We start from the raw sequence: 24060 nt of genomic DNA, 5'->3' as shown, positions 1-24060 counted from the left end.
TTTCGTCGCGCCGCCAGTGGGAGAGCGCGCGACAGGGGACGCACCAAAGGAATACTTTACCCCATCGAGGCCGGTCCGCCAAAAGCGGCGGAATCGGCGCGTTGAGGGCGGATGTCCGTAGGCTGGACGGTCATGACCGTTCTCGTCGATCAGGCCCTCTGGCCCGCACACGGACGCCTCTGGGCCCACCTGGTGAGCGACGAGAGCCTGGCGGAGCTGCATGCGTTCGCCTCGGCCAACGCCATCCCCCGCCGAGCCTTCGACCTCGACCACTACGACGTCCCCGAGGACGCGCTGCCGCGCCTCGTCGCCGCCGGAGCGGTGGCGGTATCGGCGCATGAGCTCACGCGCGCACTGATCGCCTCGGGACTGCGGGTGCGCGCTCGAGACCGACGCTGAGGTCTCGAGCGCGCCCGCTCACTCCCCTTCGGGGTTGCGCTTGACGTCCACGGCGGTGCCGAGGAGCGCCGCCGTCGTCACGCGGCGACGCGCGCGGCCCTGACCCGGCGCCTTCGGCTCGGGAAGAGCCTCCAGCACGGAGTCGAGCAGCTGCGCGGCCTCCGACGCGGGGGCGACCGACGCGGGCTTCTCGACCTGACGCTTCTTGCGCGGCCGGCGCGGACGCTCCCGCTCCTCGCTCTGCGCTCCCCCGCGCGGGCCCTCGGGCAGCTCGATGCCCAGCGAGGGCAGCTCCGACGTGCTCTCCGCGGGAGCGTGCTCGTCGTGCTCGGCGTGCTCGGGTTTCGCGATCGTCGACGCGGCGATCTGCGCGAGAGCCGACTTCACGCCATCCGTGATGACGTGCGCGGCCGTCGACGCCTGCTGCGCCACCGGCGAGCTGGCGGGCGCCTGTCCGCCGCGCGAGCGACGGCCGCTGGAGCCGCCGTTCGAGCCGTTGGATCCGGTGGAGCCGCTGCCGCTCGAGCGGTGCTTGACCACCGGGTCGTGGTGGACGACGACACCGCGGCCGGCGCAAACCTCGCAGGGCTCGCTGAAGGTCTCGAGCAGGCCGAGCCCGAGCTTCTTGCGCGTCATCTGCACGAGGCCGAGCGAGGTGACCTCGGCGACCTGGTGCTTGGTCCGGTCGCGGCTCAGGCATTCGATGAGCCGTCGGAGGACGAGATCGCGGTTCGACTCGAGCACCATGTCGATGAAGTCGACGACGATGATCCCGCCGATGTCGCGCAGCCGCAGCTGACGGACGATCTCCTCGGCGGCCTCGAGGTTGTTCTTCGTGACCGTCTCCTCGAGGTTGCCGCCCGAGCCGACGAACTTGCCCGTGTTGACGTCGACGACGGTCATCGCCTCGGTGCGGTCGATCACGAGCGAGCCGCCGGACGGCAGCCAGACCTTGCGGTCGAGCGCCTTCTCGATCTGCTCGGTGATCCGGAAGTCGTCGAAGGGGTCACCCTCACCCTCGTAGTGCTCGACGCGGTCGAGCAGGTCGGGCGCGACGCCCGTGAGGTAGTCGACGATCGTGCGCTGCGCCTCGGCGCCCTGGATGAGGAGCTTCGTGAAGTCCTCGTTGAAGACGTCGCGGATGATCTTCACCAGCAGGTCGGGCTCGCTGTGCAGAAGCGCGGGAGCGCTGCCCTTCTGGACGAGCTCGTTGATGTGCGCCCACTGCGAGGTGAGGCGGTTCACATCGCGCGTCAGCTGGTCCTCGGTGGCACCCTCGGCCGCGGTGCGCACGATGACGCCCGACGACTCGGGGAGCACCTCCTTGAGGATCTTCTTCAGGCGCGCGCGCTCGGTGTCGGGGAGCTTCCGCGAGATGCCGTTCATGGCGCCGCCGGGCACGTACACGAGGTAGCGGCCGGGGAGCGAGATCTGGCTCGTCAGACGCGCGCCCTTGTGGCCGACCGGGTCCTTCGTGACCTGCACGAGGACGCGGTCGCCCTGCTTGAGCGCGAGCTCGATGCGGCGAGGCTGGTTGCCGGTCTCCACGGCGTCCCAGTCGACCTCGCCGGAGTACAGCACGGCGTTGCGCCCACGACCGATGTCGACGAACGCGGCCTCCATGCTGGGGAGCACGTTCTGCACGCGGCCGAGGTACACGTTGCCGATGAGCGACGCGTCCTGGTTGCGGGCGACGTAGTGCTCGACGAGCACGTTGTCCTCGAGGACGGCGAGCTGGATGCGGCCGTTCTTCGAACGCACGATCATCTGACGGTCGACGGCCTCGCGGCGCGCGAGGAACTCCGCCTCGGTGACGACGGGGCGACGGCGTCCGGCCTCACGGCCGTCGCGACGACGCTGCTTCTTCGCCTCCAGGCGCGTAGAGCCCTTGATGCGCTGCGGCTCGGTGATGACCTCGACGACGCGCTGGCGACGACGCGGCTCCTCCACGGGCTCCGCGGGCTCCTCGGGTCCGCCGCGACGGCGACGCCGGCGCGAAGACGAAGAGCGCCCGTTGGAGGAGTCCTCCGGCTCCGGCTCGGGAAGGGCGGGCAGCGGCGCGACCTGCGGCGCGTAGAAGTGCAGGTCGGTCGTCACGCGCGAGACGAACTCGGCGGGCAGCAGGCCGAGGCTCACGGCGGTCACCGGCTCGGGCTCGGGCTCGGGCTGAGCCTGCTCCGTCGCGGGCTGCTGCTCGGCGGGAGCAGCCTCCTCGGCGGGGGTCTCCGCCGCTGCGGGCTCCTCAGCCGCGGGAGCATCCTCGGTGCCCGACTCCGGAGCGGCGGGCTGCTCCGCCGCGGGAGTCTCCTGAGCGACCTGCTGCTGCTGGTCCGGAGAGGCGTCCTCGGCGGGCGCCTGCTCGGCGGGCTGCTCCTCGGGAGCCGAGGCAGCGCCATCCGCGACCTGCTCGGGGGCAGACGCACCACCATCCGTCAGCTGCTCGTCGGCGGGATGCTCGTCAGCAGCCTGCTCGGCGGGCGCCTCCTCGGCGGGCTGCTCCTCGATCGCCTGCTCGGCGGGCTGCTCCTGGGCAGCCGCCTCGGCACCCTCCACGGGCGTCTCGCTCGTCTGGTCGACCGTGGGCTCGGGGGCGTCTGCGGCGCCTCCGTTCACGTCGAAGGTTCCGTCTGTGTCGTTGTTCACTTCAGCCATCGCTGGCGTTCTCCCTGCGGGGCGGAAATCCGCCCGAGAATCTCGTGCGGCCCCGCGTTGCGCGGCCGCGAACTCCATCGGCATGCGACCGGCACATCGCTCTGGTCGCGCGGGGCAGTCGTCGCCCCGAAGTCTTCATCGTCCGACGCCTCCCCGGTCGTGCCGGGGTTCACGTCGCGACCATTATCTCACTACCGGCCGTTCACCCGCACCCAGGTGACGCTCGGGGTCCCGGCGACGTCGGGCGCGGCGGTCGACTCAGGCCGCGATGCGATAATCCGGGCATGCCCGAGACTCGCACGCGCCCCACCGCTCTGGCCATCTGGCTCGTCCTCGCGGGCGTCGTCGGATGGTGGGCGGCGTTCTCGCTCACGGTGGAGAAGTTCCACCTCCTGCAGAATCCGGGCGCGGCGCTCGGCTGCGACTTCAACCCGCTCGTGCAGTGCGCGAAGAACCTCGACTCGTGGCAGGGCGCCGTCTTCGGCTTCCCCAACCCGATCATCGGCCTCGGCGCCTGGATCGCCCCGATCGTGGTCGGGATGGCCGTGCTCGCCGGCGCGCGCTTCGCCCGCTGGTTCTGGGCGCTGTTCACCCTCGGGATGGCGTTCGGGTTCGCCTTCGTGTGCTGGCTCATCTTCCAGAGCATCTTCATCATCGGAACGCTCTGCCCCTGGTGCATGGTGACGTGGTCGGTGACCATCCCGTCGTTCTACGCCGTGCTGCTCCACGCCATCCGGATCGGAGCCATCCCCCTGCCCGCCGGGGCGCGCCGCGCGGCCGACACCCTGATGGGCTGGCTGCCGGTGTTCGCAGTGGTCAGCTACGCGATCATCGCGGTGCTCGCGCAGCTGCGCCTGGACGTGCTGGGAATGCTCTTCTGACACCCCCGTCACATGCGGAGAGCCGCCCCGGGAACAGTTCCCGAGGGCGGCTCACTGCGTTTGGACTCGCTTCGCTCGCTGAGTCTTAGAACCAGATCTCGAGCTCACGCGCTGCGGACTCCGGGCTGTCGGAGCCGTGCACGAGGTTCTGCTGCACGGCGACGCCCCAGTCGCGACCGAGGTCGCCGCGGATGGTGCCGGGCGCGGCGGTCGTCGGGTCGGTGGTGCCGGCGAGCGAGCGGAAGCCCTCGATCACGCGGTTGCCGGCGACGCGGATGGCGACGACCGGGCCGGAGAGCATGAACTCCAGGAGGGGCTCGTAGAAGGGCTTGCCCTCGTGCTCGGCGTAGTGGCGGGCGAGCAGGTCGCGGCTGGGCTCGACGAGCTTGAGGTCGACGAGCGAGTAGCCCTTCGCCTCGATGCGGGCGAGGATCGCGCCGGTGAGGCCGCGGGCGACGCCGTCGGGCTTGACGAGGACGAGGGTCTCTTCGGTGGCCATGGGGGTGCCTTTCTGTCAGGACGGGGAGGGACGGATGGTCCGGTCAGTCGGTCTCCGCGGCCGCCGCGGCGCGCTGCGCGGAGATGCGCCGTTCGATCCGCGCCCCTCCGATGGTCGCATACACCCACATGCCGCCGAAGACGAGCGTGACGAACAGGATGGCCGGGACGAAGAACGCGCCGAGGGCGGTGATGATCTGCAGCACCCAGCCGAGGGCGAGGCCCCAGCGGTGCCGCAGCAGGCCGCTCGTGAGGATCATGAGCACGGCCATCACGGCCCCCGCGACGATGCCCCACCACTGCGGGACGCCATCCGGCAGCGCCTTGAGACCGAAGATCGACAGGCCGGCGAGGAACACCACGATCGCCTCGAACGCGAGGACGATCGAGCCGACCTTCTCGGGGAGGGTGCGGTAGCGCGGCTGCCGCGGCTGCGCGTCGCTCATTCGCCCGTCACCGGCTTCCACTCCTCCTCCTGTGCGAGCAGGATGGCCTCGCCCGCCAGCACGACGGAGCCCGCGATCGCGACCGCGCGCTTCTCCCCCTGCTGCGCCCAGGCCCGCGCGGCCTCCGTCGCGTCGTAGACGCCCGGATGGACGGTCACGCGCAACCCGGCGGCCTCGACGATGTCGGCCAGGCGCTCGACGTCGCCGGCACGCTCGGACGAGGGCGCGGTGGCGAAGACGTGCGCGGCGACCGGGGCGAGCGCGGCGATGATGCCGGCGGCGTCCTTGTCGTCGAGCACGCCGAGGACGATGCCCCACTCGGCGAAGTCGAACGACTCCGTGAGGGCGCTCGCCAGCGCTCGCGCGCCGTGCGGGTTGTGGGCGGCGTCGACGAGCACGGTCGGCTCGATGCCGACGAGCTGCAGGCGCCCGGGCGAGGTCGCCTGCTGGAGGCCCTCGGTGATGATCTCGGGCGCGATGGCCTGCGATCCCGCGCCGATCAGCGCCTCGACGGCGGCGATCGCGACCGCGGCGTTCTGACCCTGGTGGCGGCCGTAGAGCGGCAGGTACTCCTCCGTGTACGACGCCGCGAGCCCCTTCACGGTTATGAGCTGGCCGCCCACCGCGAGTCGGTCGTCGACGAGCGCGAACTCCTCGCCCTCGGTGACGACGGTCGCACCGCGGGCGGCTGCCGCGCGACGGATGACCGCCGCGGCCTCCGGCTGCTGGGCGGCGGAGACGACGACCGCGCCGTCCTTGATGATGCCGGCCTTGACCTCCGCGATCTCGGCGACGGTGGAGCCGAGGCGGTTCACGTGGTCGATGTCGATCGGCGTGAGAACCGCCACATCGCCATCCGCGGTGTTCGTCGAGTCCCAGGCGCCGCCCATCCCCACCTCGAGGACGAGCACGTCGACCGGCGCGTCGGCGCAGGCGACGAACGCGAGCACGGTGAGCAGCTCGAAGAACGTCAGCGGCGCGTCGCCCTTCGCCTCGAGCTCGGCGTCGACGAGGGCGACGAACGGCTCGATCTCGTCCCAGGCGTCGGCGACGGCGGCGTCGGCGATGGGCTCGCCGTCGATGAGGATCCGCTCGGTGAATCGCGTGAGGTGCGGGCTCGTGAAGAGCCCCGTCCGCAGTCCGTGCGCGCGCACGAGGCTCTCGATGATGCGCGCGGTCGACGTCTTGCCGTTGGTGCCCGTGATGTGCACCACCCGGAACGTGCGCTGCGGGTCGTCGAGCAGCTCGAGGATGCGCGCCGTGCGCTCCACGCGCGGCTGCACCCACTGCTCCCCGGCGCGCGCGAGCAGCGCGTCGTAGACGGCATCGGCGCGGGCGGTGTCCTGCGCGCTCATGCGGCGCTCCCCACTCGAGAGACGGCGACGGTGAAGTCGCCGGCGTTGGCGTAGGTGCCGGCCGGCACCTGCGCGGTGTGCTCCGCCTCGTCGGTCGCATCGGTCACGCTGTGCTCGACGGCCAGGGTCTCCCCCGCGACGTCGGCGACGTCCCAGGCGAGGCGGACCGCTTCGGCGTCCGCGTCGGACGCGAACGCGAGCTGCAGGCGGATGCGGTCGCTGACCTCGAAGCCGGCGGCCTTCCGCGTGTCCTGCACGGCGCGCACGATGTCGCGGGCGAGCCCCTCGGCCTCGAGCTCCGGGGTGGTCGTCGTCTCCAGCAGCACGAAGCCACCCGACGGCAGGGTCGCGATGGCCTCGCCCTCCGGGCGCCCGGAGGTGTCGAGCGCGAGCTCGTACTCCCCCGCCTCGAGCGCGATTCCGCCCGCGGTGACGACGCCATCCTGCTCGGACCAGTCGCCGGACTTCGACGCCTTGATGACCTGCTGCACCTGCTTGCCGAGGCGCGGACCGGCCGCGCGGGCGTTCACGGTGAGGCGGTGCGAGATGCCGTACTGAGCGGCGGTGTCGTCGCCGAGCTCGACGAGCTCGACGGACTTGACGTTGAGCTCCTCCCGCAGGATGTCGTCGAACTGCGCGAGGCCTTCCGCCCCGCCCGTGACCACCGTGAGCTTCGCCAGCGGCAGGCGCACGCGGAGCCCCTCCTTCTTCCGCAGCGCGTTCGCGACGCTCGACGCCTCGCGGACGGCGTCCATGGCGGCGCGGATGTCGGCGGCGCCGGCGAACGCGGCGGCGTCGGGCCAGTCCTCCAGGTGCACGCTGCGGCCGCCGGTGAGGCCCTGCCACACCCGCTCCGCCACGAGCGGGATGAGCGGCGCCGCGACGCGCGCGAGCGTCTCAAGCACCGTGTAGAGGGTGTCGAACGCCTCGCGGCTGCGCGGGTCGTCGTCGACGCCCTGCCAGAAGCGGTCGCGCGAGCGGCGGATGTACCAGTTCGTCAGCACTTCGGCGAAGTCGCGCAGGCGCGCGGCGGCCGTGGTGGAGTCGAGGTCGTCGAGGTCGGCGGCGACATCGCGCACGAGGTCGCCCGTGAGCGCGAGGATGTAGCGGTCGAGCACATCCGTCGAATCCGTGCGCCACGTGGCCTCGTAACCCCGGCCATCCGGACCGCCCGCCGCGTTCGCGTAGGTGGCGAAGAAGTACCACGAGTTCCACAGGGGCAGGAGGAACTCCCGCACGCCCGAGCGGATGCCCTCCTCCGTGACGATGAGGTTGCCGCCGCGCAGCACGCTCGACGACATGAGGAACCAGCGCATCGCGTCGGAGCCGTCGCGCTCGAGCACCTCGGACACGTCGGGGTAGTTGCGCAGCGACTTCGACATCTTCTGGCCGTCGCTGCCGAGCACGATGCCGTGGCATGAGACGCCCGTGAACGCCGGCCGGTCGAACAGCGCGCCGGAGAGCACGTGCATGACGTAGAACCAGCCACGGGTCTGGCCGATGTACTCGACGATGAAGTCCGCCGGCGAGTGCGTCTCGAACCAGTCCTTGTTCTCGAACGGGTAGTGCACCTGTGCGAACGGCATCGAGCCGGAGTCGAACCAGACGTCGAACACGTCCTCGATGCGGCGCATCGTGCTCTGCCCGGTGGGGTCGTCGGGGTTCGGGCGCGTGAGCTCGTCGATGTACGGGCGGTGGAGGTCGACCTCGCCCTGCTCGTTGCGGGGCAGCGTGCCGAAGTCGCGCTCGAGCTCTTCGAGCGAACCGTAGGCGTCCACGCGCGGGTGGTTCGGGTCATCCGACTTCCACACCGGGATCGGCGATCCCCAGAAGCGGTTGCGGCTGATCGACCAGTCGCGCGCGCCCTCGACCCACTTGCCGAACTGGCCGTGCTTGACGTTCTCGGGCGCCCAGGTGATCTGCTCGTTGAGCTCGACGAGACGGTCCTTCACGTCGGTGACGCGGATGAACCAGCTCGAGACCGCCTTGTAGATGAGGGGGTTCCGGCAGCGCCAGCAGTGCGGGTACGAGTGCTCGTACGACTGCAGGCGCAGCAGGCGCCCGTTCTGGCGGAGGAGCCGCACGAGGGGCGTGTTGGCGTCGAGCCACAGCTCGCCCGCGACATCGGGCACCATGTCGAGGAAGCGGCCGTCGTCGCCCAGCGACACGATGGTCGGGATGCCGGCGGCGTCATTCAGGCGCTTGTCGTCCTCACCGTAGGCGGGCGCCTGGTGCACGATGCCGGTGCCATCGCCGGTGGTGACGTACTCGTCGACGAGGATGCGCCAGGCGTTTCCGGTGCCCCACTTCTCGGTGTCGGCGAAGTAGTCCCACAGGCGCTCGAAGGTCACATCGCGCAGCTCCTCGCCCGTGACGCGGAGGCGCACGGCCTCGCGTGCGGCGGCCGCGTCCTCGTAGCCGAGGTCCTTCGCGTACCCGGCGAGCAGGTCCTCCGCGAGGAGGAACTCGGCGCCCTCGGCGCCCTCACCCGCGCCGTTCGGGCCCACGGGCACGACCGCGTAGACGATCTCCGGCCCGACGGCGAGCGACATGTTGGTCGGGAGGGTCCAGGGCGTCGTCGTCCACGCGAGCGCACGGGCGCCCTGGATGCCGAGAGCCGCGGCCTTCTCGCCGGTGAGCGGGAAGGAGACCGTCACCGACGGGTCCTGACGCATCTTGTAGACGTCGTCGTCCATTCGCAGCTCGTGGTTGGAGAGCGGGGTCTGGTCGCGCCAGCAGTAGGGCAGCACGCGGTAGCCCTCGTACGCGAGGCCCTTGTCGAAGAGGGTCTTGAACGCCCACAGGACGCTCTCCATGTACGTGGCGTCGAGCGTCTTGTAGCCGCGTTCGAAGTCCACCCAGCGCGCCTGGCGGGTGACGTAGTCCTCCCACTCGCGCGTGTAGGCCAGCACCGAGTCGCGCGCCTTGGCGTTGAACGCGTCGATCCCCATCTCGAGGATCTCGTGCTTCTCCGTGATGCCGAGCTGCTTCATGGCCTCGAGCTCGGCCGGGAGCCCGTGCGTGTCCCAGCCGAAGACGCGGTCGACCTTCTTGCCGCGCATGGTCTGGAAGCGCGGGAACAGGTCCTTCGCGTACCCGGTCAGGAGGTGGCCGTAGTGCGGCAGGCCGTTGGCGAACGGCGGGCCGTCGTAGAACACCCACTCGTCGGCGCCGTCGCGCTGCGAGATGGAGGCGCGGAACGTGTCGTCCGCGGCCCAGAAGTCGAGGATCTCGCGCTCGATCTCGGGGAAGCGCGGGCTCGGCACGACAGCGCCCGGTGCGGGCTTCTCGGCGGCGGGACCGAACGAGGACTTCGGGTAGGTCATCTCACTCCAGCAGTTCCTAAGGGACTGCGAGGACGACCCCCTGCTCGACGACAGGAGCCGCGGTACCACCCCGCGTGCGCCGCACGCGGCGCCACTCTCACTGCGGCTGTGACGGGCCTGCCCCGCGCGGTTCTACTGGGGTCCTTGCGTTCCCGTTCTTCCGCGAGCTCCCCGGTGATGGCCGGATCGGTGCCGATGCCTCCATGGTACCGCGACGTCGCCCTCGTGGGTGCGGGGTGCGGGCTAGGGTCGGGGCATGGCGAGAAGGCAGGAGCGGCCTGCGGCGCCGCGCATCGGCTCCCCCGACCTCCCGATGCACCTCGAGGATGGCCTCCCCCGCCGGCACGCCGACCTCCGGCAGGTGCGCCTGGCCGGACTCGCGGGCGAGGTGGATCTCGAGCACGCGTCCCTCGAGGAGTGCGTCGTGCCATCCGCCGCCGTCGACACCCTCGCTCTGCGCGGCGCGACCCTCATCGACGTCGAGGTGACGGACATCCGCGCCGTCACCGTCGTCGCCCGCGACACGACCATCCGTCGCGTGCGGATCACCGGCGGCCGGATCGGCACCCTCGACCTCGCCGAGGCGCGGATCGCCGAGCTCGAGCTGCGCGACGTGCGGGTCGACTACCTGTCTCTCGCCGCCGCGCGCGTGGAGGACGTCCTCATCGCCGACTGCGCCATCCGCGCCGTCGACTTGCCGCACGCGCAGCTGACGCGGGTCGCCTTCGAGCGGTGCCGCGCGGACGAGGTCGACCCCCGCGGCATGCGGGCGAGCGACCTGGACCTCCGCGGGCTGGACGCCCTGTCGTACCTCGACGCGCTCGCGCTGCGCGGCGCGACGCTGACGGAGGACCAGGTGCGCGCACTCGCCCCGGCCTTTGCCGCGGCGGCGGGCATCGACGTGAAGGGCTGACGGCGGCCGGAGATTCCGCGAGGGCCGGAGGGTGCGCGGTGAATCCTCCGAGATACGCGGAATCTCCGGCGGACCGCACCTCGGCGCGAATCACCGAGCGGCCCTGTGGAGTCCCTGCGCCACCGCGCGCACGATGAGGTCCTGCACGCTCGCCCAGTCGAAGACGATCTGCGCGTAGCTGACACGGATGACGTGGTAGCCCATGAGCCGCAGCTGCGCGTCGTGCGCGTTGTCCTGGTCACGCTGCGGTCCGACATGGTGCCCGCCGTCGATCTGCAACACCAGCCGCTCCCCGATGAGCAGGTCCACTCGATGCCCGGCGATGTGCACCTGCCGCCGCAGCGGGAGCCGCAGCCAGCGCAATCGCGGGACGACCAGCGTCTCCAGCCCGGAGTCCGCGAACGGCAGCGCCTCATGCAGGAGCCGGCGGGCGGCGGGACCCAGGTGCAGCCGCTCCATCGCCGCGGGTTCGAAGAGCCCCCGCTTCATCGCCGACTCCCATACGACGAGCGCGTTCTCATACGGCTGGCAGGCCGCCGTCAGCACCAGCACGTTCTCGATCGGGTCGACGAGATCGTCCGGGTGCCGGGGCACGGCCGGCAGAGCCCAGTGGATGTGCGCGGATGTCCGCCTCGCCGGCTTCGCGTGAGCGGCCATCCCCAGGTGCCACGCGCCGTCCTCGATCGTCCACAGGTTGAGGCGCGCCGCCTGCGAGATGCACGTGATCACGGCCCCGATCTCGGCGGCGGCGATGAGGGCGGGGTCGGCGTCGGCCCACGCCACCCAGCCGCGACGCGGGCGCACGAGCGCGCCGGTGCGAGCGGCCCGACGGATGTGCAGATCGCTCACGCCTGCGGCACGCAGCGTGCTCACTCGCGCCACGCCGTGGCGAGCAGTGAGCGCGGTATCGAGGTCCATCCCTTCACGCTGCACGACGGGCCGTGGCCAGCGGACGCGGGAGACGGATCTGTGGACGGCGCCGCGCTCCACGCCCCCGGTGCACGAGGTGTCGGACGGCCTGCACCCGCGCCAGCGCCGGAGATCTCGCCAGCAGCGGACCGATCGAGTTGTGCCGTCCTTCGCTCGCGGGATCTCCGGCGCTGGCCCCACCCGGCCCCTCAGCCCGCCCCCGGTACACTGGACCGGCACCCACACTCAGGCACGCAGACACCGTGCCGCACATAGCGCGCGAGGAGATCCCATGGCCGCCATTCCCGACAAGCCCGCACTCGAGGGTCTGGAAGCGAAGTGGGGTGAGACCTGGGAGCAGCAGGGCACCTACCTCTTCGACCGCGACGCCGCTCGCGCGAAGGGTCGCGCCGGCGTCTTCTCCGTCGACACGCCGCCTCCCACCGCGTCGGGCAGCCTGCACATCGGGCACGTGTTCTCGTACACGCACACCGACGTGAAGGCGCGCTACGAGCGCATGCTGGGCAAGACCGTGTTCTACCCGATCGGATGGGATGACAACGGCCTCCCCACCGAGCGCCGCGTGCAGAACTACTACGGCGTGCGCTGCGACCCGTCGCTGCCGTACGATCCCGACTTCACGCCCCCGTTCGAGGGCACGACGAAGACGATCAAGGCCGCGGACCAGATCCCGGTCAGCCGCCGCAACTTCATCGAGCTCTGCGAGAAGCTCACCGTCGAGGACGAGAAGACCTTCGAGGACCTCTGGCGCTCGCTCGGCCTCTCCGTCGACTGGACGCAGACGTACCGGACGATCTCCGACGACACCATCCGCACGAGCCAGCTCGCGTTCCTCCACAACCTCGAGCGCGGCGAGGCGTACCAGGACCTCGCGCCCACCCTGTGGGACGTCGACTTCCGCTCGGCGATCGCGCAGGCCGAGCTCGAGGACCGCGACCAGCAGGCGTCGTACCACCGGCTCGCGTTCCACAAGACGGATGGCTCGGGTGACATCCACATCGAGACGACGCGTCCCGAGCTGCTCGCGGCATGCGTCGCGCTCGTCGCGCACCCGGACGACGAGCGGTACCAGCCCTTCTTCCACTCGACAGTGACCACCCCGGTGTTCGGCGTCGAGGTGCCGGTGCTGCCGCACCCGCTCGCCCAGCCCGACAAGGGCTCGGGCATCGCCATGATCTGCACCTTCGGCGACGTGACCGACATCATCTGGTGGCGCGAGCTCGACCTCCCGAACCGCACGATCATCGGCAAGGACGGCCGTGTGGTCGCCGACGCCCCCGAGGCGATCACGACCGAGGCCGGCCGCGCCGCCTTCGCCGAGCTCGCGGGCAAGACCGTCTTCAGCGCCAAGAAGCGGATGGTCGAGCTGCTGGAGGAGTCCGGCGAGCTGGAGAACGTGTCGGCCGCGTTCACCCACCCGGTGAAGTTCTTCGAGAAGGGCGACCGCCCGCTCGAGATCGTCTCCACGCGCCAGTGGTACATCCGCAACGGCGCCCGCGACGCCGAGTTGCGCGCCAAGCTCATCGAGCTCGGCCAGCAGATCGACTGGCACCCCGAGTTCATGCGCGTGCGGTACGAGAACTGGGTGAACGGCCTCACCGGCGACTGGCTCGTCTCGCGCCAGCGCTTCTTCGGCGTGCCGATCCCCGTCTGGTACGGCCTGGACGAGAACGGCGAGCGCGACTACGACCGCGTGCTCGTGCCCGACGCGGCGACCCTGCCCGTCGACCCGTCGAGCGACGTTCCCCCGGGCTACCGCGCCGACCAGCGCGGGGTCGCCGGCGGCTTCGAGGCCGAGACCGACGTGTTCGACACCTGGGCCACCTCCTCGCTCACCCCGCAGCTCGCCGGCGGATGGCAGCGGGACGCGGACCTCTGGGACCTCGTCGCGCCGTTCGACCTGCGCCCGCAGGGCCAGGACATCATCCGCACGTGGCTGTTCTCGACGCTGCTGCGCAGCGCCCTCGAGGACGACCGCACGCCGTGGGCGCACGCCGCGATCTCCGGCTTCATCGTCGACCCCGACCGCAAGAAGATGTCGAAGTCGAAGGGCAACGTCGTCACGCCCGCCGACATCCTCGCCAAGCACGGGTCCGACGCGGTCCGGTACTGGGCGGCCTCCAGCCGTCTCGGGACGGACGCGGCGTTCGACCCGCAGAACCCGACGCAGATCAAGATCGGCCGTCGCCTCGCCATCAAGGTCCTGAACGCGGCGAAGTTCGTGCTCGGCTTCGAGGCGCCCGAGGGCGCCGCGGTGACCGAGGCGCTCGATCTGTCGATGCTCGCCGCGCTCGACGACGTCGTGGCGCAGGCGACCAAGGCGCTCGACGGCTACGACCACGCGCGCGCGCTGGAGGTGTCGGAGTCGTTCTTCTGGACGTTCTGCGACGACTACCTCGAGCTCGTGAAGGAGCGCGCGTACGCGGGCGGCGACGCCGGCGCATCCGCCGCGGTCGCCCTGCGCACGGCGCTGTCGACGCTCCTGCGCCTCCTGGCGCCGGTCGTCGTGTTCGCCGCCGAGGAGGCCTGGTCGTGGTTCGAGAGCGGTTCGATCCACCGGGCCGGATGGCCGGAGGCCAGCGGTCTCGGCGGCGACCCCGCCGTCCTGTCGGTCGCCAGCCAGGCCCTCATCGGCATCCGCCGCGCGAAGACCGAGGCGAAGGCATCGCAGAAGACCGCGGTGGCCGCGGCGTCGATCGCCGCGCCGGCCGACCAGATCGAGGCGCTCCGCCTCGCCGCGGACGACCTCAAGGCCGTCGGACGCATCGCGGAGCTCGAGATCGTCGAGGGCGACGCGTTCGCCGTCACGAGCATCGCGCTGGCTGAGGACGCCTGATGAAGCTCGGCACGCGCTGGTCGGTCGGCTCCCCGCCGCCGGCCAGCGTGCCCGCCGAGCTCCGCCCGGAGATCGCGCGCGTCGAGGCCGAGCTGGCGGATGGCGCGGGGCGCGCCTCCTGGACGCTCACGTGGCTCGAGGGGCGCCCGATCGCCGAGCTAGACGCCGGCTTCGAGGTGCTCCTCGACGCCGGGGGCGTCGCCTTCTCGCGTCCGTTCCAGGACTGAGCGGGGCCTTCACCCGCGGGTGAGGCCCCACCCCGTGCGGGCGGCCGCGAGGTCGCCCGCACGTCTGCTCTCGGCGAGGATGGCCTCGCGAGCGAGGTCGGCGGCCAGCCGAACCGCCCGCGCGCTCACGCGTCGACGCACGTGCTCCTGCAGCGCGTCGGCCATCCGCAGAGCGAGCCGCTCCCCCGCACCCAGCGGCGGAAGCGACGACGCCTCGCGCAGCGACGTCGCCGTCATCGTCGTCATGATCTCTCCCCTCTCCGCGGCAGCGGGAACATGTCCGCACGCAGCGACACCGCGCGCACGTCCTCTCCCGTCTGCCCTCGATAGCGCTCGGCGTACTCGCTGAACAGGGCGTCCATCCGCTCGGCCAGCTCGCGCATCTGCGCCGCGGTCAGGTGCGCGGTCGTGGTCGATGACACGCTCGCGTCGCGCCATTCCTCGCTCTCCGCATCGGCACCGCGGGTGAAGTAGTCGAACATCTCCTGGAACCGCGCCCGGTGGTACTCGGCGACTGCGACCTGGAGCACGGCGCGCGCGGCCGGCGAGTCGCCCACGGACTCGTCGCCGAAGCTGATCCGCCCGCGTGGGCGCTCCCACCAGCGCTCGCGCCCTGCCCGCCCCTCGACCTCGCGGACCAGGTCGTGCCGCGCGAGCATGCGCAGGTGGTAACTCGTCGAGCCGGATGACTCCCCCGTCAGGGCCGCCAGCGTGCTGGCGGTCTGCGGGCCCTCCTGGCTGAGCAGATCGAGGATCCGCACGCGCAGCGGATGAGCGAGTGCACGCAATGCGCCGGTATCGAGAACGCGCGTCGTCGGGGATTCCTCCGTCATGTTTGCAAACATAGCTTTGCAAAGGTTCCTTTGCAATACCTTCGTGTGAGCGGCACCGGATGGCCGGTGGGCCTCCGTCGTTAGGCTGGCGGGATGACCGCGCCGGCTTTCAATCCGCTTCTGGCTCCCTCACCGCTGCCCTACGGCATCCCGGACTACGCCGCGATCGAGCCGCAGCACTATCTGCCGGCGTTCCGGGCGGCCTTCGCGGAGCAGCGTGCGGAGATCGACGCGATCACCGCGGAGCGGGCGGCGCCGACGTTCGAGAACACGCTGGAGGCACTGGAGCGATCCGGCGCGCTCCTCGACGCGGTCTCCCGTGCGTTCTACACCGTGAACTCCGCGGATGCGTCGCCGGAGATCCAGGAGATCGACGAGCAGCTCGCGCCGCTGATGTCCGCGCACGCCGACGCGATCACCCTCGACGCCGTGCTCTCCGAGCGGATCGCGGCCGTGCACGCGCGACGCGACGACCTGCCGCTGACGCCCGAGCAGCGTCGGCTGGTCGAACGTCGGCACACGGAGATGGTGCGGGCGGGCGCCGCGCTCGATGCGGCGGCGAAGGACCGCCTGACGGAGCTCAACTCCCGGCTGGCGACCCTCACCACGCGGTTCGAGAAGAACCTCCTCGCCGACACCAACGAGCGGGCGGTCGTGTTCGACTCCGCAGCGGAGCTCGAAGGGCTGTCTGCGGGCGAGATCTCCGCTGCGACGGAGGCCGCTCGCGCCCGCGGTCTCGACGGGCGGCACGTCATCCCGCTCACGCTGTTCACCGGCCATCCGCACCTGTCCTCCCTGGTCCGTCCGGAGAGCCGCCGGCGCCTGCTCGCCGCGTCGCGAGCGCGCGCCGCTCGTGGGAGCGCCCACGACAACACGGCGGTGGTGCGCGAGATCGTCCGCCTGCGTGCGGAGCGGGCGGAGCTCCTCGGCTACCCGTCGCACGCCGCCTACGTCACCGCCGACGAGACGGCGGGCTCGCCGGAGGCGGTGCGCGACCTCCTGCACCGTCTCGCCCGACCCGCGGCACGGAACGCGCAGCGGGAGAAGACGGCCCTGGAACGGGCCGCCGGCCATCCGATCGAAGCCTCGGACTGGGCGTTCTTCACGGAGAAGGTGCGGCAGGAGTCGTACGCCATCGACGTCGCGGCCCTCCGGCCCTGGTTCGAGGCGGAGCGCGTGCTGCAGGACGGGGTGTTCCACGCCGCGCACGCCCTGTACGGCGTCTCGTTCCGCGAGCGCGCCGACCTCGTGAGCTACCACCGCGACGTGCGCACGTTCGAAGTTTTCGACGCCGACGGCTCCGCCCTCGGGCTGTACCTCCTCGACCTCTACGCGCGCGACACGAAGCGCGGCGGCGCCTGGATGAACTCGCTCGTCGCGCAGTCGGAGCTGCGCGGCACGAAGCCTGTCGTCGTCAACAACCTCAACGTGTCGAAGCCGGGCCCGGGGGAGCCGACGCTGCTCACGCTCGACAACGTGACGACGCTGTTCCACGAATTCGGGCACGCGCTGCACGGCCTCTTCGCGCGCGTGGAGTATCCGCACTTCGCGGGAACGGCCGTCCATCGCGACTTCGTGGAGTTCCCGAGCCAGGTGAACGAGATGTGGATCCTGTGGCCCGAGGTGCTCGCGAACTATGCCGTGCACCACGAGACGGGCGAGCCGCTGCCGTCGGAGATCGTGGACCGGCTGCGGGCGAGCACAACGTTCAACCAGGGCTTCGAGACGAGCGAGTACCTCGCCGCCGCCTGGCTCGACCAGGCCTGGCACTCCCTCAGCGCGACGGAGGCGGCCGCCGTGGACGACGTCGCGGCGTTCGAGGCCGCCGCACTCGCGGAGATCGGCCTCGACGACCCCGCGGTGCCGCCGCGGTACTCCTCGACCTACTTCCAGCACGTGTTCGCCGGCGGGTACAGCGCCGGCTACTACTCCTACATCTGGGCGGAGGTGCTCGACGCCGACACGGTGGAGTGGTTCCGCGAGAACGGCGGCCTCTCCCGGGAGGCGGGTGATCGGTTCCGGCGGCTCCTGCTGGCGGTCGGCGGCGCGAAGGACCCGCTCGACGCGTACCGCGACTTCCGAGGCCGCGACGCCGATATCGCCCCGCTCCTCCGCCGCCGCGGGCTCGACGCGTAGGCGGGCGAGCTCAGGGGCGGTAGCGGTAGCCGAGCCCCGGCTCGGTCAGCAGGTGGCGGGGCCGGGCGGGGTCCGCTTCGAGCTTGCGCCGGAGCTGGCTCATGTAGAGACGCAGATAGGCGTCCTCGCCCGTGTACGTCGGCCCCCACACGGTCGTGAGCAGCTCCCGCTTGCCCACGAGCCTGCCGACGTTCCGCAGCAGCACCTCGAGCATCGACCACTCGGTTGCGGTGAGATGGACGGTCGCGCCCTCGCGCGTGACGGCGTGCGCGGCGAGGTCGACGATCGAGGGTCCGAGCTGGAAGCGGTCGGCCTCGCCCGCTCGGGCGGGTGAGACCCGCAGCAGCGCGCGCACGCGCGCCAGCAGCTCGTCGACGGCGAACGGCTTCGTCACGTAGTCGTTCGCGCCGGCGTCGAGCGCCGCGACCTTCTCGGCGGTCTGCGATCGTCCGCTCAGCACGAGGATGGGCATGCGGTGCGCGCTGCGGACCGTCGCGATCACGTCGATGCCGTCGAGCGCCGGCAGGCCGAGGTCGAGGATGACGAGGGCCGGCTCCCGTCGCGCGATCTCGCGCACGGCCTCGGCGCCGTCGCCCGCCTCCGCCACGTCGTACCCGCGCGCCTCCAGGTTGAGCGCGAGGGTGCGGCGGATGGCGGCATCGTCCTCCACGATGAGGATGGTCATGATCGGCTTCCGCTCGTCGGCCGGCGGTCGTCGGCAGCCACGGGCAGGATCAGCACGCCGGTGAGGCCGCCGCCCTCGGTCGGTCGGAGCTCGAGCGCACCGCCCATGGCCTCCGCGAACCCGCGCGAGAGCGCGAGTCCGAGGCCTGCCCCCGTGCCCCGGTCATCCAGTCGACGGAATGCGCGGAAGGCGTCGTCGCGCTGCGACGCCGGGATCCCCGGGCCCCGGTCCACGACGGCGAGCTCGACGCCCGACGGGGTCTGGCTGATGTGGAGCGCGACCTCGCCTCCACCGTGGTGCAGCGCGTTGCGCACGAGGTTCACGATGACCCGCTGCACGAGGACCGGATCGCCGACCGCGTCGGCGACCTCGCCGGAGACGGCGACGCGCACGTCGTCGCCCTCCGCTCCGAGCTCGTCGAGAGCGAGGGCCGCGGCGTCCTCCGGCCGCATCGCCTCGAGCGCGACCGGGAGCACCCCCGCGTCGAGGCGCGACGAGGCGAGGAGATCGTCGAGCAGCCGCTCGAGCCGCGCCAGCGAGTCCAGGGCGGTGGTGAGCAGCTCCCGACGCTGGGCGGGCGTCCACTCGACGTCGTCGCTGGCGAGGCTCGCCGCCGCCGCGGACGCGGCAGCCAGGGGGGTGCGGAGGTCGTGGCCGACCGCGGCGAGCAGAGCGCTGCGCGTGCGGTCGGCCTCCTGGGCCGCCTGCGCGCGGCTCTCCGCGGCGATCACCTGCCGGGCCAGCAGCAGCCGCGCCTCGGACTGCCCCACCACGAGGCTCACCAGCACCCCCACCGCGACGAACACGGCGATGGCCACGAGCTGGGCGACGTCCGTGACGTGCACGGTGTGCACGGGCTCCGTGAAGAAGAAGATGAGCAGCGGACCCGCCACCACCGACGTGGCGAGGGCGACGACGAGCCCGCCGAGCACGGCGCCGACGACCACGATCAGGAGGTAGAGAAGAGCGGCGACCACGAGATCCTGCGCGTCCATCGAGGCCGCCACGACCGCCGTCGTCGTCACCAGCGCGAGCAGCACCACGGCGGAGGCCGCGAGCTGTCGTCGGAGGGGAAGCATCGCGAAGCGCCGCACGAGAAGGATTCTCCCCGCTCCCGAGCGCACCGCACCCCCTCGGCGCGCCGACCTCGGGAATCCTGACGCGATCCTGACGCCGCGGCCCGTCCGGCGACCCCGCGCAGGACTAGCGTCATGCGGTGTCCAGTTCGAGAGGCGGAGATCAGATGCTCGTCGAGAGCGCAGTGCAACCGGAGACCGGGGGCGGAAGCGAGCAGGAGCTCGACCCGCACAGGGGCGCGCCGTGGTGGCGGGTGATGTGCCTCACCGGCGTGGACTACTTCTCCACGCTCGGCTACCAGCCCGCCATCGCGGCGCTGGCCGCCGGCCTCCTCTCCCCCATCGCCACGCTCGTGCTCATCGTCGTCACGCTGTGCGGCGCACTGCCGGTGTACCGGCAGGTGGCCAAGGAGAGTCCGCACGGCGAGGGATCCATCGCGATGCTCGAACGGCTGCTGCCCTGGTGGGGCGGCAAGCTGCTGGTCCTCGTGCTGCTGGGGTTCGCCGCGACGGACTTCATGATCACGATCACCCTCTCGGCCGCAGACGCGACCGCGCACATCGTGGAGAATCCCTTCGTCCCCGACGGCTGGGAGAGCCTCGAGGTGCCCATCACGCTGCTGCTCGTCGCCCTGCTCGGCGCCGTGTTCCTCAAGGGCTTCCGCGGGGCCATCTCGATCGCCGTCGTGCTGGTGGGCGCCTTCCTCGTGCTGAACGCCGTGGTGATCCTCGTGTCGATGGGGGAGGTCGCAGCCCACCCGGTGCTCCTGCGCGACTGGCTGACCGCCGTCACCACCGCCCATGGCAGCCCGCTGGCGGCCGTCGCGGTGGCGCTGCTCGTCTTCCCGCGGCTGGCACTGGGCCTGTCGGGGTTCGAGACCGGCGTCGCGGTGATGCCGCAGATCCGCGGTCGACATGGCGACACCGAGGCCCGGCCGACGGGGCGCATCCGAGGAGCACGCCGGCTTCTCACCGCGGCCGCCCTCACGATGAGCGCGTTCCTCCTGGGGTCGAGCGCGGTGACGACGCTCCTCATCCCGCAGGCGGAGTTCCAGCCCGGCGGCGACGCGAACGGCCGCGCCCTGGCGTATCTTGCGCACGGGCTCCTCGGCGAGGGCTTCGGAACGGTCTACGACATCACGACCGTCCTCATCCTCTGGTTCGCGGGGGCATCCGCCATGGCGGGCCTGCTGAACCTCGTGCCCCGCTACCTGCCGCGGTACGGGATGGCCCCCGCCTGGGCCGCGGCCACGCGTCCGCTCGTCATCGTCTTCACGGCGATCGCCTTCGCCATCACCGTCGCCTTCCAGGCGGACGTGGATGCGCAGAGCGGCGCGTACGCGACCGGTGTGCTCGTGCTCATCACCTCCGCATCGATCGCCGTCGCCCTGTCCGCCCGCCGCCGGCGGCGTCCGCGCTCGGCCGTCGGCTTCGCACTCATCGCGGGGGTCTTCCTCGCCACGACCGCGGTCAACGTCGTCGAGCGACCGGACGGCGTGAAGATCGCCGCGCTCTTCATCCTCGGCATCGTCACGGTGTCGGTGCTCTCGCGCGTGCCGCGCTCCTTCCAGCTCCGCGCGCGCTCCGTCGTCTTCGACGACCGTGCCCTCGCGTTCATCCGGCACGATGCCGACCATCACGGCGCCGTGCGGGTCGTGCCGAAGGAGCCGGGCGCCGGGACCGCCGCTGAGTTCGCCGACAAGCTCCGCAACGAGCGGCGCTTCAACGGCATCCCGCGAGCGGCTCAGGTGGTGTTCCTGCAGGTGCATGTCGGGGACTCCTCGGAGTTCGAGGAGGATCTCATCGTGCGCGGCGAGGAGCATGCGGGTCACCGGGTGCTGAGCGTGCGCGCGGCGTCCGTCCCCAACGCGATCGCGGCCGTCCTGCTCGCGATCCGCGACGAGACCGGCGTCGTCCCGGATGTCTACTTCGAGTGGAGCGAGGGCAATCCCGCCTCCAACATGCTGCGCTTCCTCGTCTTCGGCACCGGTGAGATCGCCCCCGTCACGCGGGAGGTGCTGCGTCGAGCCGAGCCGCTGCGGCGATGCCGCCCGGACGTGCACGTCGGCTGACAGACAGCAGAAGGGCCGGGATCGCTCCCGGCCCTTCCGTCGTCGCAGGCGCCGCCTACGCGCTCTTCTTGCGCTGCCGCAGCACCACGGTGGGAGCCGCGCCGTCTTCGACCGCCGCACGGGTGATGACCACCTTCGCCACGTCGTCGGCGGAGGGGATCTCGAACATGATCGGCCCGAGCACCTCCTCGAGGATGGCGCGGAGGCCTCGTGCGCCCGTCTTGCGTCCCACGGCGAGGTCCGCGATCGCGCGCAGCGCGTCCTCCTCGAAATTGAGGTCGACGCCGTCGAGCTGGAACATGCGCTGGTACTGCTTCACGAGCGCGTTGCGCGGCACGGTGAGGATCTCCATCAGCGCGTCCTGGTCGAGCGCGCCCACGGATGCGATGACGGGGAGGCGCCCGATGAACTCGGGGATGAGGCCGAACTTGTGCAGGTCCTCCGGGAGCACCTCCGCGTACAAGCCGCCGTCCTCCCGCTTGTCCTGCAGCGGGGCGCCGAAGCCGACGCCGTGCCGGCCGACGCGCGAGGAGATGATGTCCTCGAGGCCGGCGAACGCGCCCGCGACGATGAACAGGACGTTTGTCGTGTCGATCTGGATGAACTCCTGGTGCGGGTGCTTGCGGCCGCCCTGCGGGGGCACCGACGCCACCGTTCCCTCGAGGATCTTCAGCAGCGCCTGCTGCACGCCCTCGCCCGACACGTCGCGCGTGATCGAGGGGTTCTCCGCCTTGCGGGCGATCTTGTCGACCTCGTCGATGTAGATGATGCCGGTCTCCGCGCGCTTCACGTCGAAGTCCGCGGCCTGCAGCAGCTTGAGGAGGATGTTCTCCACGTCCTCGCCGACGTAGCCGGCCTCCGTCAGCGCCGTGGCGTCCGCGACGGCGAACGGCACGTTGAGGCGCTTCGCCAGGGTCTGCGCGAGATAGGTCTTGCCCGAGCCGGTGGGGCCGAGCATGAGGATGTTGCTCTTCGCGATCTCGACGTCCTCGGCCTTCTGCTCGGCCGTCTTGATCTCGCCGCGTGCCCGCACGCGCTTGTAGTGGTTGTAGACGGCCACCGCGAGGGCGCGCTTGGCGGGCTCCTGACCCACGACGTACTCCTCGAGGAAGCCGAAGATCTCACGCGGCTTCGGGAGGTCGAACTCGGCGACCGCTCCCTCGGAGCCGGACTCGGCCATCCGCTCTTCGATGATCTCGTTGCAGAGCTCGACGCATTCGTCGCAGATGTACACGCCGGGTCCGGCGATCAGCTGCTGCACCTGCTTCTGACTCTTGCCGCAGAAGGAGCACTTGAAGAGGTCGGCACTCTCACCGATGCGAGCCATGGTCCTTCTCCTCCTGGGATCCCTGTCGGGGTTGTGTTCGAGCCTAACCGCTGCCGCCGACACCGACGCCAGCGACGCGGAACCGCAACACGAGATGCCCCGGACGCGATCGCGTCCGGGGCATCTCGGCGCCCGTCCTTACTTGGACAGCGGCGTGCGCTTGCGCGTGGTGAGCACCTGGTCGACGAGGCCGTACTCCACGGCCTCCGCACCACCGAGGATCTTGTCGCGGTCGATGTCCTTGTGGACCTCCGCCTGCGACTTGTTCGAGTGCTTCGCCAGCGTCTCCTCGAGCCAGGTGCGCATGCGGAGGATCTCCGCGGCCTGGATCTCGATGTCGGACGCCTGACCGTGACCGGCCTCACCCACGGCGGGCTGGTGGATGAGGATCCGGGCGTTCGGCAGCGCGAGGCGCTTGCCGGGGGCGCCGGCGGCCAGCAGCACGGCGGCGGCCGAGGCGGCCTGGCCGAGCACGACCGTCTGGATCTGAGGCGAGATGTACTGCATCGTGTCGTAGATCGCCGTCATGGCCGTGAACGAGCCACCGGGCGAGTTGATGTACATGATGATGTCGCGGTCGGGGTCCTGGCTCTCGAGCACGAGGAGCTGGGCCATGACGTCGTCCGCGGACGCGTCGTCGACCTGCACGCCGAGGAAGATCACGCGGTCTTCGAAGAGCTTGTTGTACGGGTCCTGGCGCTTGTAGCCGTAGGCCGTGCGCTCCTCGAACTGCGGCAGGATGTACCGGCTGCTGGGAACCTGGAAGCCCTGCGGCGTCGCGGTGTAGGGGGTGTTCATCGTGTGGTCCTCTCTCGCCTCACTGCGCGTCGCGGTCGGTGCCGCCCGCGCCCGCCACGTCCGCCGCGTGCTCGCGGATGTGGTCCACGAAGCCGTACTCCAGCGCCTCATCGGCGGTGAACCAGCGGTCGCGGTCGCCGTCCTCGTTGATCTGCTCGACGGACTTGCCCGTCTGCGCTGCGGTGATCTCGGCGAGGCGGTTCTTCATCGAGATGATGAGCTCGGCCTGCGTCTGGACGTCGCTGGCGGTGCCGCCGAAGCCGCCGTGCGGCTGGTGCAGGAGCACTCGGGCGTTGGGCGTGATGTAGCGCTTGCCCTTCGTGCCGCTCGTCAGCAGGAGCTGGCCCATCGAGGCCGCCATCCCGATGCCGACGGTCACGATGTCGTTCGGCACGAACTGCATGGTGTCGTAGATCGCCATGCCGGCCGTGATCGAGCCTCCGGGCGAGTTGATGTAGAGGTAGATGTCCTTCTCGGAGTCCTCCGCGGCGAGAAGGAGGATCTTCGCGCAGATCTCATTCGCGTTCTCGTCGCGCACCTCCGTGCCCAGCCAGATGATGCGGTCCTTGAGGAGCCTGTCGAAGACACTCTGTGCCATCAGCGGTTCGGCCATGAAATCACTCCATTTCGGTGATGCGTCGAGATCGACCCTACCGGCGCGATTTCGGCG

Annotated in this window: 20 protein-coding genes; 7 read left to right on the top strand and 13 right to left on the bottom strand. The window is 71.1% G+C overall.

The features are described 5' to 3' along the window. Positions 1-132 precede the first annotated feature (132 nt). Entirely contained in the window at positions 133-399 is a 267-nt protein-coding gene (locus D7D94_RS02605; protein ID WP_156241083.1) for a DUF4031 domain-containing protein, read from the top strand. An 18-nt stretch (positions 400-417) separates the two neighbouring features. On the opposite strand, the gene D7D94_RS02600 is transcribed toward D7D94_RS02605, so the two are convergent. Further along, positions 418-3051 (bottom strand): Rne/Rng family ribonuclease, encoded by a 2634-nt coding sequence (locus D7D94_RS02600; protein WP_246171851.1) that lies wholly within the window; start codon positions 3049-3051, stop codon positions 418-420. A gap of 284 nt (positions 3052-3335) precedes the next feature. Here D7D94_RS02600 and D7D94_RS02595 point away from each other — a divergent pair, with 284 nt between their 5' ends. Next, positions 3336-3932, top strand: coding sequence for a vitamin K epoxide reductase family protein (locus tag D7D94_RS02595; protein ID WP_156241082.1), 597 nt, complete (start codon positions 3336-3338; stop codon positions 3930-3932). Between the two features lie 85 nt (positions 3933-4017). Here the strand turns inward: D7D94_RS02595 and ndk are convergent, their stop codons facing one another. Genes ndk through ileS form a run of 4 tightly spaced genes read right to left on the bottom strand, consistent with a single transcriptional unit; the run spans position 4018 to position 9557 of the window. After that, complete coding sequence (gene ndk / locus D7D94_RS02590) at positions 4018-4431, bottom strand: nucleoside-diphosphate kinase (RefSeq protein WP_156241081.1); 414 nt, start codon at positions 4429-4431, stop codon at positions 4018-4020. 43 nt (positions 4432-4474) lie between these two features. Further along, the gene (locus tag D7D94_RS02585) at positions 4475-4876 is read right to left on the bottom strand and encodes a DUF4233 domain-containing protein (RefSeq protein ID WP_156241080.1); all 402 of its coding nucleotides are present in this window, start codon (positions 4874-4876) and stop codon (positions 4475-4477) included. Continuing rightward, positions 4873-6231 carry a bifunctional folylpolyglutamate synthase/dihydrofolate synthase gene (locus D7D94_RS02580; RefSeq protein ID WP_156241079.1) on the bottom strand — a complete coding sequence of 453 codons (1359 nt, stop codon included), beginning with the start codon at positions 6229-6231 and terminating at the stop codon, positions 4873-4875. The genes D7D94_RS02585 and D7D94_RS02580 overlap by 4 nt, the downstream gene beginning before the upstream one ends. After that, on the bottom strand, positions 6228-9557 hold the full coding sequence (gene ileS / locus D7D94_RS02575) for an isoleucine--tRNA ligase (RefSeq protein ID WP_156241078.1): 3330 nt from the start codon (positions 9555-9557) through the stop codon (positions 6228-6230). Before ileS ends, D7D94_RS02580 begins: the two co-directional genes overlap by 4 nt. Before the next feature lie 256 nt (positions 9558-9813). Between ileS and D7D94_RS02570 the strand changes: the two genes are divergently transcribed. After that, entirely contained in the window at positions 9814-10470 is a 657-nt protein-coding gene (locus D7D94_RS02570) for a pentapeptide repeat-containing protein (RefSeq protein WP_156241077.1), read from the top strand. A gap of 90 nt (positions 10471-10560) precedes the next feature. On the opposite strand, the gene D7D94_RS02565 is transcribed toward D7D94_RS02570, so the two are convergent. After that, positions 10561-11388: a type IV toxin-antitoxin system AbiEi family antitoxin domain-containing protein gene (locus D7D94_RS02565; protein WP_156241076.1), complete on the bottom strand. Its 828-nt coding sequence runs from the start codon at positions 11386-11388 to the stop codon at positions 10561-10563. A 283-nt stretch (positions 11389-11671) separates the two neighbouring features. On the opposite strand from D7D94_RS02565, the gene valS reads away from it, so the two are divergent. Then, complete coding sequence (gene valS / locus D7D94_RS02560; protein WP_156241075.1) at positions 11672-14236, top strand: valine--tRNA ligase; 2565 nt, start codon at positions 11672-11674, stop codon at positions 14234-14236. Further along, complete coding sequence (locus D7D94_RS02555; RefSeq protein ID WP_156241074.1) at positions 14236-14463, top strand: hypothetical protein; 228 nt, start codon at positions 14236-14238, stop codon at positions 14461-14463. Before valS ends, D7D94_RS02555 begins: the two co-directional genes overlap by 1 nt. Before the next feature lie 9 nt (positions 14464-14472). On the opposite strand, the gene D7D94_RS02550 is transcribed toward D7D94_RS02555, so the two are convergent. Further along, positions 14473-14709 carry a hypothetical protein gene (locus D7D94_RS02550; RefSeq protein ID WP_156241073.1) on the bottom strand — a complete coding sequence of 79 codons (237 nt, stop codon included), beginning with the start codon at positions 14707-14709 and terminating at the stop codon, positions 14473-14475. After that, a complete protein-coding gene (locus D7D94_RS02545; RefSeq protein ID WP_156241072.1) occupies positions 14706-15296 on the bottom strand; it encodes an ArsR/SmtB family transcription factor in 591 nt (196 codons plus the stop codon). Before D7D94_RS02545 ends, D7D94_RS02550 begins: the two co-directional genes overlap by 4 nt. Before the next feature lie 93 nt (positions 15297-15389). Between D7D94_RS02545 and D7D94_RS02540 the strand changes: the two genes are divergently transcribed. Further along, positions 15390-17432 carry a M3 family metallopeptidase gene (locus D7D94_RS02540; RefSeq protein ID WP_156241071.1) on the top strand — a complete coding sequence of 681 codons (2043 nt, stop codon included), beginning with the start codon at positions 15390-15392 and terminating at the stop codon, positions 17430-17432. Positions 17433-17442: 10 nt separating this feature from the next. Here D7D94_RS02540 and D7D94_RS02535 read toward each other — a convergent pair whose 3' ends face one another. Together D7D94_RS02535 and D7D94_RS02530 are read right to left on the bottom strand one after the other, a co-directional pair. Next, the gene (locus tag D7D94_RS02535; RefSeq protein WP_281349336.1) at positions 17443-18117 is read right to left on the bottom strand and encodes a response regulator; all 675 of its coding nucleotides are present in this window, start codon (positions 18115-18117) and stop codon (positions 17443-17445) included. After that, entirely contained in the window at positions 18114-19211 is a 1098-nt protein-coding gene (locus D7D94_RS02530) for a sensor histidine kinase (protein ID WP_156241069.1), read from the bottom strand. Before D7D94_RS02530 ends, D7D94_RS02535 begins: the two co-directional genes overlap by 4 nt. A 239-nt stretch (positions 19212-19450) precedes the next feature. Here D7D94_RS02530 and D7D94_RS02525 point away from each other — a divergent pair, with 239 nt between their 5' ends. Beyond that, on the top strand, positions 19451-21265 hold the full coding sequence (locus tag D7D94_RS02525; RefSeq protein WP_156243279.1) for an APC family permease: 1815 nt from the start codon (positions 19451-19453) through the stop codon (positions 21263-21265). A 55-nt stretch (positions 21266-21320) separates the two neighbouring features. Here D7D94_RS02525 and clpX read toward each other — a convergent pair whose 3' ends face one another. The 3 genes from clpX to D7D94_RS02510 form a co-directional block, all read right to left on the bottom strand. After that, positions 21321-22592 carry an ATP-dependent Clp protease ATP-binding subunit ClpX gene (gene clpX, locus D7D94_RS02520; RefSeq protein WP_156241068.1) on the bottom strand — a complete coding sequence of 424 codons (1272 nt, stop codon included), beginning with the start codon at positions 22590-22592 and terminating at the stop codon, positions 21321-21323. A gap of 138 nt (positions 22593-22730) precedes the next feature. Continuing rightward, positions 22731-23390 (bottom strand): ATP-dependent Clp protease proteolytic subunit, encoded by a 660-nt coding sequence (locus tag D7D94_RS02515; RefSeq protein ID WP_156241067.1) that lies wholly within the window; start codon positions 23388-23390, stop codon positions 22731-22733. Positions 23391-23409: 19 nt separating this feature from the next. After that, a complete protein-coding gene (locus tag D7D94_RS02510) occupies positions 23410-24003 on the bottom strand; it encodes an ATP-dependent Clp protease proteolytic subunit (RefSeq protein WP_156241066.1) in 594 nt (197 codons plus the stop codon). Positions 24004-24060 lie beyond the last annotated feature (57 nt).

It is taken from the genome of Microbacterium oryzae (assembly GCF_009735645.1).
Classification (GTDB): Bacteria; Actinomycetota; Actinomycetes; order Actinomycetales; family Microbacteriaceae; genus Microbacterium; species Microbacterium oryzae.
Note: the sequence above shows the minus strand (reverse complement) of the source record. Positions and strands in the feature narration are given on the sequence as shown.

What these genes read in the sequence shown, in the direction of transcription:
- D7D94_RS02605 (WP_156241083.1), top strand. Translation starts at nt 133, where the DNA reads ATGACCGTTCTCGTCGATCAGGCCCTCTGGCCCGCACACGGACGCCTC.
- D7D94_RS02600 (WP_246171851.1), bottom strand. Translation starts at nt 3,051, where the DNA reads ATGGCTGAAGTGAACAACGACACAGACGGAACCTTCGACGTGAACGGA.
- D7D94_RS02595 (WP_156241082.1), top strand. Translation starts at nt 3,336, where the DNA reads ATGCCCGAGACTCGCACGCGCCCCACCGCTCTGGCCATCTGGCTCGTC.
- ndk (WP_156241081.1), bottom strand. Translation starts at nt 4,431, where the DNA reads ATGGCCACCGAAGAGACCCTCGTCCTCGTCAAGCCCGACGGCGTCGCC.
- D7D94_RS02585 (WP_156241080.1), bottom strand. Translation starts at nt 4,876, where the DNA reads ATGAGCGACGCGCAGCCGCGGCAGCCGCGCTACCGCACCCTCCCCGAG.
- D7D94_RS02580 (WP_156241079.1), bottom strand. Translation starts at nt 6,231, where the DNA reads ATGAGCGCGCAGGACACCGCCCGCGCCGATGCCGTCTACGACGCGCTG.
- ileS (WP_156241078.1), bottom strand. Translation starts at nt 9,557, where the DNA reads ATGACCTACCCGAAGTCCTCGTTCGGTCCCGCCGCCGAGAAGCCCGCA.
- D7D94_RS02570 (WP_156241077.1), top strand. Translation starts at nt 9,814, where the DNA reads ATGGCGAGAAGGCAGGAGCGGCCTGCGGCGCCGCGCATCGGCTCCCCC.
- D7D94_RS02565 (WP_156241076.1), bottom strand. Translation starts at nt 11,388, where the DNA reads ATGGACCTCGATACCGCGCTCACTGCTCGCCACGGCGTGGCGCGAGTG.
- valS (WP_156241075.1), top strand. Translation starts at nt 11,672, where the DNA reads ATGGCCGCCATTCCCGACAAGCCCGCACTCGAGGGTCTGGAAGCGAAG.
- D7D94_RS02555 (WP_156241074.1), top strand. Translation starts at nt 14,236, where the DNA reads ATGAAGCTCGGCACGCGCTGGTCGGTCGGCTCCCCGCCGCCGGCCAGC.
- D7D94_RS02550 (WP_156241073.1), bottom strand. Translation starts at nt 14,709, where the DNA reads ATGACGACGATGACGGCGACGTCGCTGCGCGAGGCGTCGTCGCTTCCG.
- D7D94_RS02545 (WP_156241072.1), bottom strand. Translation starts at nt 15,296, where the DNA reads ATGACGGAGGAATCCCCGACGACGCGCGTTCTCGATACCGGCGCATTG.
- D7D94_RS02540 (WP_156241071.1), top strand. Translation starts at nt 15,390, where the DNA reads ATGACCGCGCCGGCTTTCAATCCGCTTCTGGCTCCCTCACCGCTGCCC.
- D7D94_RS02535 (WP_281349336.1), bottom strand. Translation starts at nt 18,117, where the DNA reads ATGACCATCCTCATCGTGGAGGACGATGCCGCCATCCGCCGCACCCTC.
- D7D94_RS02525 (WP_156243279.1), top strand. Translation starts at nt 19,451, where the DNA reads ATGTGCCTCACCGGCGTGGACTACTTCTCCACGCTCGGCTACCAGCCC.
- clpX (WP_156241068.1), bottom strand. Translation starts at nt 22,592, where the DNA reads ATGGCTCGCATCGGTGAGAGTGCCGACCTCTTCAAGTGCTCCTTCTGC.
- D7D94_RS02515 (WP_156241067.1), bottom strand. Translation starts at nt 23,390, where the DNA reads ATGAACACCCCCTACACCGCGACGCCGCAGGGCTTCCAGGTTCCCAGC.
- D7D94_RS02510 (WP_156241066.1), bottom strand. Translation starts at nt 24,003, where the DNA reads ATGGCCGAACCGCTGATGGCACAGAGTGTCTTCGACAGGCTCCTCAAG.